This is a genomic window from Bacillus sp. AK031, from assembly GCF_053903065.1.
This window is the reverse complement of the sequence record NZ_CP096424.1, coordinates 196,961-213,090: the sequence shown is the minus strand read 5'-3', so window position 1 is coordinate 213,090 and position 16,130 is coordinate 196,961. Positions and strand designations below refer to the sequence as shown.

17 protein-coding genes and 2 pseudogenes are annotated in these 16,130 nt (G+C 45.2%); all 19 read right to left on the bottom strand.

The window, feature by feature from the left end; genetic code table 11:
- Nucleotides 1-19: 19 nt before the first annotated feature.
- Nucleotides 20-649 carry a uracil phosphoribosyltransferase gene (gene upp / locus M1E09_RS01010; RefSeq protein WP_456273053.1) on the bottom strand — a complete coding sequence of 210 codons (630 nt, stop codon included), beginning with the start codon at nucleotides 647-649 and terminating at the stop codon, nucleotides 20-22.
- Between the two features lie 153 nt (nucleotides 650-802).
- Nucleotides 803-2,044 (bottom strand): serine hydroxymethyltransferase, encoded by a 1,242-nt coding sequence (locus tag M1E09_RS01005; protein WP_456273052.1) that lies wholly within the window; start codon nucleotides 2,042-2,044, stop codon nucleotides 803-805.
- A 202-nt stretch (nucleotides 2,045-2,246) separates the two neighbouring features.
- On the bottom strand, nucleotides 2,247-3,248 hold the full coding sequence (locus M1E09_RS01000; protein ID WP_456273051.1) for an anti sigma factor C-terminal domain-containing protein: 1,002 nt from the start codon (nucleotides 3,246-3,248) through the stop codon (nucleotides 2,247-2,249).
- Entirely contained in the window at nucleotides 3,241-3,777 is a 537-nt protein-coding gene (locus M1E09_RS00995) for a sigma-70 family RNA polymerase sigma factor (RefSeq protein ID WP_456273050.1), read from the bottom strand. Before M1E09_RS00995 ends, M1E09_RS01000 begins: the two co-directional genes overlap by 8 nt.
- Before the next feature lie 229 nt (nucleotides 3,778-4,006).
- Nucleotides 4,007-4,573 carry a TIGR01440 family protein gene (locus M1E09_RS00990; protein ID WP_456273049.1) on the bottom strand — a complete coding sequence of 189 codons (567 nt, stop codon included), beginning with the start codon at nucleotides 4,571-4,573 and terminating at the stop codon, nucleotides 4,007-4,009.
- A 39-nt stretch (nucleotides 4,574-4,612) separates the two neighbouring features.
- A complete protein-coding gene (rpiB, locus tag M1E09_RS00985; protein WP_456273048.1) occupies nucleotides 4,613-5,059 on the bottom strand; it encodes a ribose 5-phosphate isomerase B in 447 nt (148 codons plus the stop codon).
- A gap of 196 nt (nucleotides 5,060-5,255) precedes the next feature.
- A pseudogene (locus M1E09_RS00980) lies at nucleotides 5,256-5,792 on the bottom strand (methyl-accepting chemotaxis protein); the annotation flags it as partial.
- 450 nt (nucleotides 5,793-6,242) lie between these two features.
- Nucleotides 6,243-6,413 (bottom strand): annotated as a pseudogene (locus tag M1E09_RS00975) (methyl-accepting chemotaxis protein); the annotation flags it as partial.
- Nucleotides 6,414-6,574: 161 nt separating this feature from the next.
- Nucleotides 6,575-7,027, bottom strand: a complete 453-nt coding sequence (locus M1E09_RS00970) for a low molecular weight protein arginine phosphatase (RefSeq protein WP_456273047.1) — start codon at nucleotides 7,025-7,027, stop codon at nucleotides 6,575-6,577.
- 190 nt (nucleotides 7,028-7,217) lie between these two features.
- The gene (locus M1E09_RS00965; RefSeq protein WP_456273046.1) at nucleotides 7,218-7,772 is read right to left on the bottom strand and encodes a manganese efflux pump MntP; all 555 of its coding nucleotides are present in this window, start codon (nucleotides 7,770-7,772) and stop codon (nucleotides 7,218-7,220) included.
- A 105-nt stretch (nucleotides 7,773-7,877) separates the two neighbouring features.
- The gene (locus M1E09_RS00960) at nucleotides 7,878-8,924 is read right to left on the bottom strand and encodes an L-threonylcarbamoyladenylate synthase (protein WP_456273045.1); all 1,047 of its coding nucleotides are present in this window, start codon (nucleotides 8,922-8,924) and stop codon (nucleotides 7,878-7,880) included.
- Between the two features lie 262 nt (nucleotides 8,925-9,186).
- Complete coding sequence (locus M1E09_RS00955; RefSeq protein WP_456273044.1) at nucleotides 9,187-9,630, bottom strand: GNAT family N-acetyltransferase; 444 nt, start codon at nucleotides 9,628-9,630, stop codon at nucleotides 9,187-9,189.
- A 109-nt stretch (nucleotides 9,631-9,739) separates the two neighbouring features.
- Nucleotides 9,740-10,504, bottom strand: coding sequence for a stage II sporulation protein R (spoIIR, locus tag M1E09_RS00950; RefSeq protein ID WP_456273043.1), 765 nt, complete (start codon nucleotides 10,502-10,504; stop codon nucleotides 9,740-9,742).
- Between the two features lie 225 nt (nucleotides 10,505-10,729).
- Nucleotides 10,730-11,599 (bottom strand): peptide chain release factor N(5)-glutamine methyltransferase, encoded by an 870-nt coding sequence (gene prmC / locus M1E09_RS00945; RefSeq protein ID WP_456273042.1) that lies wholly within the window; start codon nucleotides 11,597-11,599, stop codon nucleotides 10,730-10,732.
- Nucleotides 11,599-12,669, bottom strand: a complete 1,071-nt coding sequence (gene prfA, locus M1E09_RS00940) for a peptide chain release factor 1 (RefSeq protein WP_456273041.1) — start codon at nucleotides 12,667-12,669, stop codon at nucleotides 11,599-11,601. Before prfA ends, prmC begins: the two co-directional genes overlap by 1 nt.
- Nucleotides 12,670-12,842: 173 nt before the next feature.
- Entirely contained in the window at nucleotides 12,843-13,274 is a 432-nt protein-coding gene (locus tag M1E09_RS00935) for a hypothetical protein (RefSeq protein ID WP_456273040.1), read from the bottom strand.
- A 120-nt stretch (nucleotides 13,275-13,394) separates the two neighbouring features.
- A complete protein-coding gene (locus M1E09_RS00930) occupies nucleotides 13,395-14,009 on the bottom strand; it encodes a thymidine kinase (protein WP_456273039.1) in 615 nt (204 codons plus the stop codon).
- Nucleotides 14,010-14,369: 360 nt separating this feature from the next.
- Nucleotides 14,370-14,582, bottom strand: coding sequence for a 50S ribosomal protein L31 (gene rpmE, locus M1E09_RS00925; protein WP_456273038.1), 213 nt, complete (start codon nucleotides 14,580-14,582; stop codon nucleotides 14,370-14,372).
- A 282-nt stretch (nucleotides 14,583-14,864) separates the two neighbouring features.
- Complete coding sequence (gene rho / locus M1E09_RS00920; protein WP_456273037.1) at nucleotides 14,865-16,130, bottom strand: transcription termination factor Rho; 1,266 nt, start codon at nucleotides 16,128-16,130, stop codon at nucleotides 14,865-14,867.

Genomic DNA, 16,130 nt, shown 5'->3' with positions numbered 1-16,130 from the left:
GATTTCACCTGCTTTATTCTTATTTCGTTCCAAATAAACGGTCACCGGCATCGCCAAGTCCTGGGACTATGTAGCCTTTTTCGTTCAGTTTTTCATCCAGTGCTGCAATGAAGATATCCACGTCAGGGTGTGCACTCTTAATGGCGTCTACTCCTTCAGGGCATGCAACTAAACACATGAACTTGATGTTTTTGGCGCCGCGCTTCTTGAGGGAGTTGATCGCTTCGACTGCGGATCCCCCTGTTGCCAGCATCGGATCGACAACGATGAAGTCACGCTCTTCAACATCACTTGGGAGTTTCACGTAATATTCTACCGGCTGCAATGTTTCGGGATCACGGTACAGGCCGACATGTCCTACTTTTGCTGCTGGAATCAGCTTCAGGATTCCGTCCACCATACCAAGGCCGGCACGAAGGATCGGCACGATTCCTAATTTTTTACCAGCCAGCGTTTTTGTAATCGCCTTGCTTACCGGCGTTTCGATTTCGATTTCTTCAAGCGGCATATCACGAGTGATTTCAAACGCCATTAAGGAAGCCACTTCATCCACCAGTTCACGAAATTCTTTTGTTCCCGTCTCTTTTTGTCTAATGAAAGTCAGCTTATGCTGGATTAATGGATGGTCGAATACATATACTTTTCCCATTGAAATCTCTCCTTCTTTATGTAAAATTACTGTGCTTTCTATATTTATGCTCCGTCCTATTTTACCTAAAAGAACTGTGAGTGGCAACGTTTGTACAGAGATGTCATTTTACCGTAAAAAAACCGCCATACGAGTGGCGGTTTTTGGTCAAAATTATTTATCTGCATACAAAGGGAATTTTCCCGTAAGTGCTTCTACACGATTGCGTGCTTCTTGAAGCTTCTGCTCATCTTCCTGGTTTTTCAATGTAAACGCGATGATTGATGCAATCTCATCCATTTCTTCAGCGCCGAATCCGCGTGACGTCACAGCTGCCGTTCCGATACGGATACCGCTTGTTACGAATGGGTTTTGAGGGTCGAATGGGATTGTGTTCTTGTTTGTGGTGATCCCGATATCATCAAGAACTTTTTCAGCGACTTTACCTGTCAGGTCCATTGATCGCAGGTCAATCAGAAGCAAGTGATTGTCCGTTCCACCAGACACAAGCTGCATGCCTTCTTTTACAAGGGATTCACCCAGGCGCTTTGCATTGTCGATTACGTTCTGCGCATATGTTTTAAAATCACCCTGAAGTGCTTCACCGAAAGCGACTGCTTTAGCTGCAATGACATGCATTAAAGGTCCGCCTTGGATTCCAGGGAAGATCGATTTATCGATTTTCTTCGCAAATTCTTCTTTGCAAAGGATCATCCCGCCGCGAGGTCCGCGAAGCGTTTTGTGAGTCGTTGTTGTGACAAAGTCTGCGTGTGGAACCGGGTTCGGGTGAAGTCCTGCAGCAACAAGTCCGGCGATATGAGCCATATCCACCATTAAGTATGCTCCTACTTCATCTGCGATTTCACGGAACTTGCTGAAATCGATTTCTCTTGGGTAAGCACTTGCGCCGGCTACGATCATTTTCGGCTTATGTTCAAGCGCCTTTTCACGCACATCATCATAGTCGATGACCTGTTTGTCTTTATCTACTCCGTATTCAACGAAATTATATTGGATTCCGCTGAAGTTAACATGGCTTCCGTGAGTCAAGTGTCCGCCGTGAGACAAGTTCATTCCAAGGACTGTATCTCCCTGCTCTAAAACTGTGAAGTATACCGCCATGTTAGCCTGTGCACCAGAGTGCGGCTGTACGTTCGCATGTTCTGCGCCGAAAATCTTCTTCGCACGGTCGCGCGCAAGGTTTTCTGCCACGTCAACATGTTCACATCCACCATAATAGCGGCGTCCAGGATAGCCTTCTGCATATTTATTGGTCAATACCGAACCCTGTGCTTCCATTACGGCTTCGCTTACGAAGTTTTCAGAAGCAATCAGCTCGATTTTCGTCTGCTGGCGATGAAGTTCATCTTGAATAGCTTGGTATAACTCTTGGTCTTGTGCTGCAATCTTGCTCATACGGATCCCCCTTCAAATTACGGAAACGTTTACATTCCGTTTCTACTAATATCTCAAAATTACAAATTCCTTCTATATTCTATCATGTTTCCCTTTGAGAATAAACTTGTAAAAATGGCAAGCGGATGTGCGCGCTTTACCGCTTTAAAGCACGAAGAGGGACAGTCCCTTATCGCGCATTAACGTGGTAAAGCAGTGAAGTTTAATAGATGTCCCAGTTCCAGTATTCCATACGGCCGACTTGGGCTCCGTGGATTCCTTCGATTTCTTTTAGTTTGAGAAGTTCTTTTACAGGGCCTGTGACAACTGCTCCATATACGGGGAAGCCTTCTGTTCTAAGATAATCATACCGCTCTTGCAGGTGATCTAAGCCGAGGAATCGTTCGTAATAGCTTTCGTCTTCCTCTTTCAACAGCCTTTCCATACTCTCAAGCATAAGATTCTGCAACTCTTCCATATGAGAGGTGTGAAGCAGCATCTGGGAGGCAGGGGCGTAATCGTCCCCGGTCACCCGGCCGCTTGATATCCCGAACTGTCCTTCAAGAATGATATTATTCCCGGTCGAAGAATAGGACCCAGGCTCGAAGTCCTTGAACTCACCTGTATAAAGCGGCATCCACAACACCTTGAGATCGTACTCCTCCAATTTCTCTTGCAAAATTTTTGCCTCTTGGAATTCGGTTATCGAAAAAGCCATTTCAGCTACCGTACCCTCATGTACTTTTTCCAATGTCGACCATGCTGATTCTATTGGTTTGGGAGTAAATTTCTTGCCTGATTCCGGATATCCCGGCAGGTAAAAATGGAAGAATCGATCTTGCTGTTCCTGGTCCCATTGATAGGTCAGTTCTCCCTTATCAGGGAGCAGGCCCTTTTCCATATGAATGGTGCCTATCGGAAAATCTTCTTTTCCAATTTCCTCGACCAGAGGCACATCCATTCTCTGAGTCATTAAGGCATCGGTCTCACTCATCGGAAAAGTTTGCGTTGTTTTTATGTTGGGGAACTTCCAGTCCAACATCAGGTTAATATTGTGGAGATGTTTCTGATCCCATTTCTGAGAATCTGCAATCATATTTACTCCCGTCATATACAAGAAATACAGAAGAAAAATGGCTATAACGACTTGGACGATCCGGGCAGTAAACTTAAAACGGTATTTTCGCATGATTTTATTTTCGATATCTTTATTCCACTCACTCACTGTCTTCACTCCTTTCTTGCTTTTCATATAGTTCTCTCAATTTTTTCCTGGCTCTGTACAACTCCGTCTTCACCTGGGCATCCGTTAAATCCAGGGCCCCTTGGAGTTCTTTATAGGAAAATTCCGCGTATTCTCTTAAATAAAGAATCGTCCTGTGTTTTTCCGGAAGATGTTTGAGCAGCTCATTCATTTCCACTATTGTTGACTTCTTGAGTGCTTCTTCCTCAGGCAATCCATATGGGCTCAGCAGTTCTTTTTCCTTCATCAACCTGGACAGAAACGGCCATCTCTCCCGCCTTTTCCGCTTCCGCCATTCATCCAGGTAAACGTTCCTAGCCACTTTGAACAGCCAGGCCTTGGCATTATCTGTCTTGGAAAATTCGAGGGAAACCGTTGCACGTATAAACGTCTCCTGCACAAGGTCCTCAGCCGTTTCCTTTGAACCTGAAAGCTTTACCAAAAAGTAAAATAACTGTTCTGCATACTTCCGGTATACCCCTTCCAGATTACGTTTCTTCTCATCATGCACCAGCTCCCCCCCTTTTTCTCTTTATATACACAACGTTTGACATGGAGAAATGTTACAAAAAAATTTCAAAAAGTTTCGCTTTACCACTTTAAAGCACAAAGAGGGACTGTCCCCTTTAGTGGTTTAACGCAGCAAAAGGGACTGTCCCCTATCACGCGTTAATGTACTAAAGTGTTTATTCACTCAAAGAAAAAAGGCGGAAGTTTGTCCGCCTTTTTTGACTGCCTTGTCAGCAGGATTTATTTTCTGGTTTTGGTTCATAGACCGCTCTTGTTCCGCCGATGAGTTTTGGACGGGTTTTGGCGAGTGTGACATGTGCTTCACCGAGCATTTTTTGTGATACCCGGATTGGTACGGCTACGTGCTTCAAGTGCATGCCGATAAAGGTCTGGCCGATATCGATGCCTGCTTCTGCCTTTATGAACTCGACGACAACAGGGTCTTCGAAATTTTCGTAAGCAAATGTCGCCATCGCACCGCCGGCTGTTCTGACAGGCACTACTGATACTTCCTCATACCCTTTTTTCTCAGCCCACTCTCTTTCCATTACCAATGCGCGGTTAAGATGCTCACAGCATTGAAAAGCAATGCCTGCACCCTGCTTGTCCGCAAATGATTGTATCTCTGAAAAAATTATTTCTGCTGCAGCTGACGTGCCGGCTGTCCCAATTCGCTGGCCGATTACCTCAGATGTTGAGCAGCCGACTACCAGAAGATTTCCTGTTTTTAATGGAGCCTGACCTTTAAACTCCTCCAATATCGTTTGAAGCTGACTCTTGAGAACTTCGACATCCATGATTGCTGCCTCCTTTTCTCATCGTTTAGAAAACTGTTTTCAGCTGTTTTTCTCCTCATACTCGGTAATTTTACCAATGCGGCGCTCATGCCGTCCGCCTTCAAATTCTGTTTCTAGCCATACCTTCGCAATTTCGCGGGCAAGGCCTGGACCGATGACTCTTTCACCCATTGCGAGGACATTGGTGTTATTGTGTTCACGGGTAGCTTTCGCGCTAAACACATCATGCACAAGCGCACAGCGGATCCCTTTTACTTTGTTCGCAGAAATACTCATGCCAATTCCTGTTCCGCATACAAGAATTCCGCGGTCATACTCGCCGTTTGCCACCTTTTCGGCCACTGGCTGGGCGTAATCAGGATAATCCACGGATGTATCGCATTCACATCCGAAGTCATCGAACTCAATACCCATTTCACTCATTAACCCTTTAATTTCTTCACGAATGTTTATTCCGCCATGATCTGATGCAATTGCGACTTTCATGCCGTATTCCTCCTGCCATTTTGAGTTATAGTTTAATTTTTACATACCCTTCAAAAATTATAAAGAAATTTTGTTTTTGCCGATGTCTTAATTCTCCCCCGACAAAATCTGACAAATTCCGGGGCGTGACAGTCACGCAGGAAAAAACTCTAAAAAAGCTGCACCCTTCCAAAAAAGAGTACAGCCTAAACCGCTCCTAAAGGTGGAAGCGGGTAATCGTATTTTTCAAGCTTTCGGCCTGCTTTTTCAAATCTAGTGCGAGCTGTTCCACGTTTTCCATCACGGATGCCTGGTCTTTCGTTGCAGCAGCCACTTCCACAGACCCCGCTGACGTTTCTTCGGCAATCGCCGCCACTTCCTGTGATTGTCTGGATGTTAATTCGATGTATTGCATCTGCTCATCAACCAGGCCGGAAATCTGTTGTACGGATTCTGCCATCTCATTGATAGTGGATGTCATTTCACCAATCACCACATTCGTTTGGGTGCCTTTTTTCACTTCGTTATTAGCGTTTTCCACTTGAGTCGTGATTCTGCCGACTACATTGCCAACCTCCAACTGAATGTTTTTAATCAGGTCTGAAATGCCCTGCACTGCTTTTCCACTTTCATCAGCAAGCTTGCGGACTTCCTCGGCTACAACCGCAAATCCTTTTCCATGTTCACCGGCTCTTGCTGCTTCGATGGACGCATTAAGCGCCAGCAAGTTCGTTTGGGCGGCAATATCTCCAACAAGCTGGATGATCTGTTCCACTTTTTTCGCGTTATCTTCCAAACGGCGAACGGCTTCCAGTGAACCTTCATTCCCTTTGGCAAGACCTTCGATACCCTCTACAAGGGAGTTGATTACTTTTTTACTTTCCTGAAGATCATTCAGCATTTCAGTTGAGATTGTCGCTGATGATTTCGAACGGTTCTGAACTTCCTGAGCAATCCGGATGACATCGTCGACTGACTCCGCTGTTGACTGAATGGAAACAGCTGAACTCTCTGCACCGGCAGAAATTTCTCCAATCGTCACCGCAATTCCCTCTGCCTGCTTGGACGCTTTTGATGAAGCGCTCGAAATATTGATCACTGTATCATTGGTTTTGTTAAAATTATCATCAATGTTTTGAACCATTTCCCTCAGGTTTGCGAGCATGGAATTAAATGCTGTACCCAGAGAGCGGATTTCATCATCCGACTTCGGCAGCTCCACATCTTCCTGAATGTTGCCATGAGAAGCTTCGATTGCAGCTTTCTCCAATTTTTGAAGAGGCTTGGTGATGAATCCTGCTGCAAAAAATGCAAGCACACCCGACCAGAAGATTCCCAGTGCAAGTGTTGCCGTCGTGAAGACCGCCTCGTTCATATCAGCGGCAAAATTAGGACGGATGTAATAAATAAAAAGTGCACTCGTTGAGTAAGTAATGATTGCAAGAAAAGTAATGAATAAGACCAATTTCTTCCTCAAACCGAATTTGTAGCTTCTCTTCTCTTTCGTTTTCACGCCAAGTTCCCCTTCCGTACTCCTCATGAATTCTTAAGTTTCTCTATCATCTTGTCAATCAACCCATCCAGCTCTTTATATGTACCGCGATAGATATCCACACTTCCTCCGAACGGGTCTGAAACATCACGGTCAAACTCGTCTTCTGTGACAAATTCTTTTAAAGTGAACGTTTTGTCTGCCGCTTGAGGATGTATTCTGGTGATACTTTGTTTGTGGCCCTCGGTCATCGTAAAAATGTATTCCGCCCACTGAATATGTTCAGGGGTCAGAGAACTGGATTGGTGTTCATGTATTATATCGTTTTCTTTTAGAATTTCTTGAGCCTGAAATGATGCATTTTGTCCATCTGCCGCAAAAACACCGGCGGATTTCACCTTGAAACGGTCTTTTCCTTTATGTTTTAACAGCGCTTCAGCCATCGGGCTGCGGCAAGTGTTTCCTGTACAAACAAATAAAATATTCAACTTAACCATCTCCTTATCTCCATTATAAGCCATCTATCGACAACTCTATAGCTCTGCAAACAAAAATATATGACAAAATTACAAAAGTCCCTTCAGCGCACTAAAGCACTGAAAGGGACTGTCCCTCTTAGCGTATTAACGCATTAACGCACGAAGAGGGACAGTCCCCTATCGCGCGTTAATGTACTAAAGCACCCTATCAAAACGGCAGCAGCAGTTTGATTCCAAAGGCAAAGAGAATGCAGCCCCCGAGTGCTTCGCTGTAAGAACCGAGCCACCCCTGGACACGGCGGCCAATCAGCAGTCCGATCCAAGTCAATATCGTTGCCGCTGCACCGAAACAGATGACGGCTGCAGCGGTTCTCGCCCCGAAAATTCCCAGTGTCAATCCTACTGAGAAACTGTCCAGGCTCACACTCAAAGCAAACAGCAATAACCCGAAGCCGACCGGTGTCATCACCGAACTTTCATCATCCTTAAAACTGGCGAGCACCATCTGGATCCCAAGCACGACGAGGAGAACGCCGCCCGCAATAGCTGCGAATGATCCGAATTTTTCCGACAGGAACTTGCCTGTAATCATTCCCAAAAGCGGCATCCATACATGAAATATCCCTACCGTAAGTCCTATGTAAAAAATCTGTCTTAACCGTAATTGAACCATTCCCATTCCAATACCTATCGAAAAGGCATCCATCCCAAGTGCAAATGCCATCAACATCAACGTAAACAATTCCGCTATTATGCTCGTCATTTCATTTCCTCCTTTGGACGTGCCTACATCACACTCTATGCACGTCCAAAGGCATTTATTTCTGTTAAATAAAAATGAACAGCAGATAATGCTCTGCTGTCCATGTTAATTTTCTTTTACTACATTATATCCTGCGGCTTTCATTAGCCGGTTCATGATCGCCATGCCGACTCCTTCTTGGGGAAATGTCTCTGAAAAAATGATATCGACATCACTTTCGTTGAAATGGCGAAGGGTTTCGTATAGTGAATGCGCAACCGTACTGAGATTCGAACGGCTTCCACAAACTATTATATGATCAGCTTCAAAGCGAGTCTCGTTTTCGACCGTCGTCAGCATACCAACCTTTAACCCTTCATTTCTTTTTTCATTAATCTGGCGCTGAATCCATTCGTCTGATCCTTCCAGCAAAATTAATGGTGCATCCGGTGCGTAGTGAGTATACTTCATCCCCGGTGATTTTGGTGCGCCCTCACCGCTTTTTAATGCAGGATCCACAGATACCGGACCGGCTGCTTTCTCCAATTCTTCTCTCGTAACTCCGCCTGGCCTTAAAATGACCGGAATGTCAGAAGTGCAGTCAACGACCGTCGATTCGACCCCAACTCCCGTTTCCCCGCCATTAATCACGCCGCTAATTTTGCCGTCTAAATCTTTGGCAACGTGATGGGCGGCAGTCGGGCTTGGCCTCCCTGAAAGGTTCGCACTTGGAGCAGCAATCGGCAGCCCTGACGCTTCAATGAGCGCCAACGCCACAGGATGATCAGGCATCCGGACAGCAACCGTATCCAGCCCCGCTGTTACTCTTTCAGACAGAACGCCTGCTTTTTTGTTAAAAATAATCGTCAAAGGACCAGGCCAGAATTCCGCCATCAACGTCTCTGCCGAAGACGGAATATCCTCAACCAGTTCAGATAATTGTTCCTTGTTGGATATGTGGACAATCAGTGGATTATCGCTAGGCCTGCCTTTAGCAGCGAAAATTTTGTCCACTGCCTCATCGGATTTTGCATTCGCCCCGAGACCGTAAACCGTCTCTGTTGGAAAGGCAACAACATCGTTATCCCTTAAAAATTGAGATGCTTCCACAATCTGTGGACAACTTTTATTTATATCCACATTATTCTCCACAGTCCAGTAATTCATTTTCATTGTGATCCACCTTTGTCTTGTTAAACAGGATTTATGTCGAAAAAGCTTGTTTTTCGTTGAATTTTAACTATCCTATATCATTTCTACTTTTGCAAGTATATAAGAATTGAAAAAGTTATACAACTCTTATCCACAAAATGTGTATAACTTTCAAATAATTGTGAATAACTATGTTAACATCTTAGAAAATAACTTTAACACACTAAAGCGGTGAAAGGGACTGTCCCTCTCACCGCTTTAACGCGTTACTTTGCTAAATTAATTAAAATTCAAAGGTCATGATTGTGCAGTTATCCACTGTGGATAGTTGTTGTGCGTGCGTGAATTGGTTTAATTTTTCAGGATATGATGACTTATCCACTTGTTTGAAGCCGAGCAGGTGGAAAAACTGCACAGATGCCTGCTTGTTGGATACGAGGTAGAGAGTGGATAACTCTTTTTCTTTTCCGAGCTGCAAAATCTCTTGGAAAAGCGCAAATAAATCCTCTCCATCCATCGTCGGCTTTACAACAAGCGAGCGAAGCAACCCCGTTCTCTCATGGATTTCCAAGCCGAGCGTACCGTTGATCGAGCCTTCTTCATCTTCCACTATCAAAAAGTTGCTGATGGACTCTCCCACTCCGGCCGCACTTAAGCCCGCCTTTTCAAGGAAGGCTTGAATTGCCGCCTTATCATTTTCCACAGCTCTTCTAATTGTTTTCAACATTTCCTGCACCTCTTTCAATTTTCTCTATGTTTAATAGATATGTAGTGAGAGAGTAAATAGAACAAAAAAGAGATTCTTTTTCGAAAGAATCTCTTTTACAGGCTGGCCATTATTTTACTAGTCCTTTCAGGAATTCTACTACGAAGAAGCGTACCTCTACTTCACTTTCTTCTTCTTTTACAAAAAGCTGTTCTTCGGTAGCTGTCATTTTAGTTTCCTGCTTATCCACAACTTGTCCACCGGGTTCGCTTATTTTCGTTTTTTCAGAGGGCTGAACTTCAACTGGCTCTTCTGCCACTTGGCCCCCAGCCTCTGTCTCCAGCTCACTTGCTTCAGCTTTTGTTTCAAACCCGGGACTCTGTACGGCTGTTCCATTTGAAAAATCAAGGAAACATAGCGGCGGATACAGGACACACCACCAGTTTGCGCCTTTTCCACTGCCGAGAGTAATCAGAATCGCTTCATACTCGCCGGCAGGATATAAAAACTGTCCGTATAGCTTAGTAGGAAAATCCACTTTGCCGAACTCTACATTCACAGTTTGATCCAAACCTTGTTCCTTCATGACTTCTTCAGCAATACCTTGCAGTTCCGGAAGGCCGGCTTTGATGGTAGAGCGAGCGTCATCAAGTGAAGTCAGGCTTTCCACCCAAGCTGTGATTTCCTCATTGACCCGGTCACGGATCATGCGTTTGACTGCCTGGTCTTCTTCCCTGTCGCTGTCTGCCAGAATCCTTAACCGGATCGCCTCATTCGGGATCACCTGCACCTGTTGTTCCGCCGAGATCGATTCCTGTTTCGGTATATATAAACTCAGTATCGTTCCAACACAAAGAGTAATAATGTACATCCATGCTAATTTAGTTGATTTCATTTCCTCCACCGTCCCTTCAGTAAAACAGTGTGGACAGAAATGGCGATTCTTAAACTAGCAAAATCGAGAAAGTTTCAGAAATACATAAATACTAGAATCATAACTTTGCTTCCCTGCGTTAACGCAACAAGAGGGACTGTCCCTCTTAGCACGGTGACGCGTTAATGCGTTAATCCGCGAAGAGGGACAGTCCCCTATAATGCGTTAGTGTACTAAAGCAAAAATTCATCCTGAAGTACAGAACACCATCCGGTCTTTGCCGTTGATGTCGTGGATGACTTCGGCAGCAGCGGATGGGAAGGCTCTTCGCAGCATGGCTGCCACGGCTTCTCCCTGGCCGACACCGATTTCAAACCCGATCAGGAATTTCTCCTTCATGACTTCCGGCAGTTCTTCCATGAAACGGTGGTAAAAGTCCAGCCCGTCTTCTCCGCCAAAAAGTGCCGAGTGTGGCTCATGGTCTTTTACGACAACTGACATCTCCGGCAGATCCGTCAATGGAATATAAGGCGGATTTGAAACCAATACATCCAGTTTTACGCCGCCATCAATCAACGGCTGCAGCAGGTCACCTTCCAAAAATTCCACCCGCGCGCCAAGCTCCTCTGCATTCCTGCTCGCAACTTCCAGCGCTGAAGAGGATATATCTACTGCCAAGACAGACAACTCCGGACGCTCAAGCTTCAGTGTAGCCGCTATCGCACCGCTGCCTGTCCCAATATCGGCAAGCTGCAAGCCCTCTTCAACTCCGGCAAAATGCCTCTTCATTTTTTCCAGCATATAATAAACGAGCTCTTCTGTTTCCGGCCGCGGAATCAGCACATTCTCGTTGACCCGGAACCTTCGGCCGTAAAACTCCTCATATCCGATAATATGCTGAATCGGTGTTCCATGGACATGATCCGTGATTCCCCGGACAAACTCCATCCTTACTTTCTCACCGATTTCCATCCGCTGATTCGCCAGCAGCTGTGACCGGTCCATCTCCAGCAAATGTGTCAGCAGAAGTTCTCCCGCATTTTCATCCCGCTTATTTTCTTTTAAAAAAGAAGAAGCCCATTTGAGGGCTTCGAACACAGTTGTACATCTGCTCATTATTCTTCCATTCTCTCAAGCAGTTTAGATTGGTCTTCAAGGATAAGGGCATCAATGACTTCATCCATTTTACCTTCTAAAATCTGGTCGAGCTTTTGGATCGTCAAACCGATACGGTGGTCCGTCACTCGGTTTTGCGGGAAATTGTACGTACGGATACGCTCGGAACGGTCACCGGTACCTACAGCCGACTTACGGTTCGCATCGTATTCTGCCTGTACTTCTCTCTGGAACTTGTCGTAGACACGGGCACGAAGAACCTTCATCGCTTTTTCTTTGTTCTTGATCTGGGATTTTTCATCCTGACATGAAACCACGACTCCTGTCGGCATATGCGTCAAACGGACAGCTGACATCGTCGTGTTAACGCTTTGTCCACCCGGTCCGCTGGATGCGAATGTATCGACACGGATATCTTTTTCATGGATATCGATCTCGACTTCTTCAGCTTCCGGTAAGCAGGCAACTGTTGCTGTTGACGTATGGATACGTCCGCCGGATTCTGTTTCCGGTACACGCTGAACACGGTGGGCACCGTTTTCATACTTCATTTTGGAGTATGCTCCGTTTCCAGTCAGCATAAAGATGATCTCTTTATAACCGCCGACACCTGTCGAAGTGGCTTCCATGACTTCCGTTTTCCAGCCTTGCGCCTCAGCAAAACGGCTGTACATGCGGTAAAGGTCGCCGGCGAACAGGGCAGCTTCGTCTCCACCCGCAGCCCCGCGGACCTCCATGATAACGTTCTTATCATCATTCGGGTCTTTCGGGATTAACAGAATCCGCATCCTTTCTTCAAGGGTTTCGATTCTGTCTTCCAGTTCAGATACTTCCTCTTTCACCATCTCGCGCATGTCTGCGTCAAGTTTTTCTTCCAGCATCGATTTCGCATCTTTGAACTGAGCCGTAACTTCCTTATATTCACGATATGCTTCAACAGTTTCCTGGATGTTAGATTGTTCTTTTGAATATTCTCTTAGCTTCTTTGGGTCATTCACAATTTCCGGGTCGCTCAAAAGCTCATTCAGCTTTTCATAACGATCTTCAACTGCTTGTAAACGATCGAACACAGCTATTCACCTCAATTTTAATCCATAACAGTCTAATTATATTATATGCAGCTTTTAAACACAAGAAACGGTAAAAGAGAGATCCCTCTTCTACCGCTGGTGACGTTATGAATTTTTCCAGGAAAAAGCTACCTCGCCTTATAAGGAAGCAAACGGTAAAAGGGGCTGCCCTCTTACCGCTCTGTAATTTTCACATTGATTTTATAACGAGGGATCGCTCTTGTAAGGCGTTTACGAAGATCCGCCTCTTCCTTTTCCCGCTTGTCCTGTGACAGCTGTTCATCTGTATGGGCTGTCACCCACATCTGCTCGCCATTGATCCAGACCTCATCTGCTTCATAATCCGTGTATACTTCAATAACTTCGCGGGCTTTGTTGACATCCGTGCCTTTATTCGGCTGTGTTTCAGATAAGTCGATAAAGTTTGGATTCTGGTTCGTTTCCATCGGTGTATCGACGTTTTGGTTTGTATCAACATCGTTCAAGTCATTATTGACGAAGGTTCTGCCGTCCTGGTCTTCATCTTGGACATACATATTATCATTCTGAGTTCCACACGCGGTCAGCAAGATTGACAGCAAAAGAACAATTGAGAATTTCTTCATTTTAAAAAACACCTCCTGACCATAGGTTGTCCCAGGAACAGAAGGTTATTCCGCACTTATACTGGCGTTTTTCCCCATAAAAAAAACCAGGAGTCCGCTCACTCCTGGCATAAAAGATATCTATATTTTTTTAACGACAGCTTCCTGGCTGACGCTGATTCCTTTTGGAACTTGATGGTGGTGGCGGCATCGCGGTTCATACGCTTCGGACGCACCCACCAGGATAATCGGATCATCATAGCCTGCAGGTTCTCCGTTGATCAAACGCTGCGTGCGGCTTGCAGGAGATCCGCAAACAGAACAAACAGCCTGAAGCTTCGTCACCTGCTCGGCACCAGCCATCAAGCGGGGCATCGGACCGAATGGTTCTCCGCGGAAATCCTGGTCAAGACCTGCCGTAACTACTCGATGTCCGCTGTCGGCAAGCTTTTGAACGACTTCGACAATGCCTTCGTCAAAAAATTGGACTTCATCAATCGCAACGATATCAACGCTCACAGACACTTCTCCAAGAATATCTGCCGATGATTCCACAGGCTTGGCAATGACAGAAGTTCCATTATGTGAAACGACTGCTTCCTCACTATAACGGTTATCTAATTTCGGTTTAAAAACCCTGATCTCCTGCTTGGCAAATTGCGCTCTTCTGACGCGACGGATCAACTCTTCAGATTTTCCAGAGAACATGCTTCCGCAGATTACTTCCAACCAACCGGTCTGTTTCATGAGATACATGAAATTAGCCCTCTCCTTCCTCGTCTGGCACTTTTGTTTCAATCGCATTCCATCTATCGACATGCATCCATATGTATTCAAGTGCCCGCCTTGTAGGATAAAAAAATAAGTTCAAAAACAGCTTGGGAGCCCCTTGAAAGAATGCTTTAACAGAATAAGTTCAGAAAAAAAGAGGCACAGTGTATCCACTGCCTCTATAGGTGCATTTCTTTATTATTTTCTCATAAAAGAGAAATAAAAAACAGGCAAGCATAATTATCCTTGCCTGTTTTCTTTAAAAATTAGAAACCAGCGGATCCCGGTCCTCTTTACGCACAAAGGCTTAAAGGGACACAGGACCCGGCCATAGGTTTTCTAAAATTACTGTTGTTGGTTTTTAAGGCCGTATTTTTTGTTGAAACGATCAACACGTCCGCCGGCATCAGCGAATTTTTGACGACCAGTGTAGAAAGGATGGCACTCAGAACATACCTCTACTTTAACTTCCTTCTCAACAGAACCTGTTTCGAATTCGTTACCGCAAGCACATGTAACCATCACTTTGTTGTAAGCTGGATGAATTCCTTGTTTCATTTTTTTCATCTCCTTCCGCCCTGAATCATCTGAGACAGAGTTATATATTACATATTCCAAAATATGCGATATGAGCATAAGCCGTTTGACCAGCCCCTTACCGCATCCACTTTAAAAACACACTGACAATATTATAACAAGTCCACCCAAATAATGCAACCTGGTTTTATGCTGGAAAAGATTTCACTTTACCACTTTAAAGCAGCAAAAGGGACAGTCCCCTTTAACGCTTTAACGCACGAAGAGGGACAGTCCCTTTTAGCGCTTTAAAGGAGGCAAGCGCTAGGAGCGCCTGCCTTTTGATTCTTCATGCAGGATATCGAAGAATTCTTCGTTTGTTTTGGTTTTCTTCAGCTTGCGCAGGAATTTTTCGGCAAAATCCGGTGCATCGGACATTGCTTTTCGGATCGCCCACAGCTTCTCAAGGTTTTCAGAAGGAATAAGAAGTTCTTCTTTTCTCGTTCCGGAACGGCGGATATCAATCGCAGGGAAGATCCTTCTTTCTGCAAGTGCGCGGTCCAGATGAAGTTCCATGTTTCCTGTCCCTTTGAATTCCTCATAAATGACATCATCCATTCGAGATCCAGTATCGACAAGCGCCGTTGCAAGTACAGTCAAGCTGCCGCCTTCTTCAATATTACGCGCGGCACCGAAGAAACGCTTCGGACGGTGGAACGCAGCCGGATCGATACCGCCTGATAAAGTACGGCCGCTCGGCGGGATCACCAGGTTATAAGCACGGGCCAAACGAGTAATACTATCCATTAAGATAATGACATCACGCTTATGTTCTACAAGACGCATCGCGCGCTCCAATACAAGCTCTGCCACTTTAATATGGTTTTCCGGCACTTCATCAAAGGTTGAACTGACAACTTCCGCTTCAACCGAGCGCTCAATATCGGTTACTTCCTCAGGACGCTCATCGATCAGAAGAATAATCAATTCGGCTTCCGGATTGTTGGTCGTGATTGAATTGGCGATTTCTTTTAAAAGCATCGTCTTCCCTGCTTTTGGAGGGGCAACGATCAATCCGCGCTGTCCGAATCCAACAGGAGAAATAAGATCCATGATTCGTGTGGAGATTTTGTTAGGCGTTGTTTCCAGCTTGATTTGACGATCTGGATACAAAGGAGTCAATGCAGGGAAGTGGACACGCTCTTTTGAAGCTTCCGGCTCCTCTCCATTAACCATCTCTACATGCAGCAACCCGAAATAACGCTCATTCTCCTTAGGAGGACGGACTTTCCCGGACACTTTATCTCCGTTTCTAAGGTCAAAGCGGCGGATCTGTGACGCAGAAATATAGATATCTTCCGCACTTGGCGAATAATTGATCGGGCGCAGGAATCCGAATCCCTCTGACTGGATGATTTCCAATACGCCTTCCATGAAGAAATATCCTTCTTTCTCAGCTCTCACTTTGAGGATCGCGAAGATCAACTCTTTTTTTGTAAGCTTGCTATAATAAGATACTTTATATTCTCTCGCTAATTCATAAAGTTCTTTTAATTTCATGTTTTCTAGGCTTTTGATCGTTAATTCCAT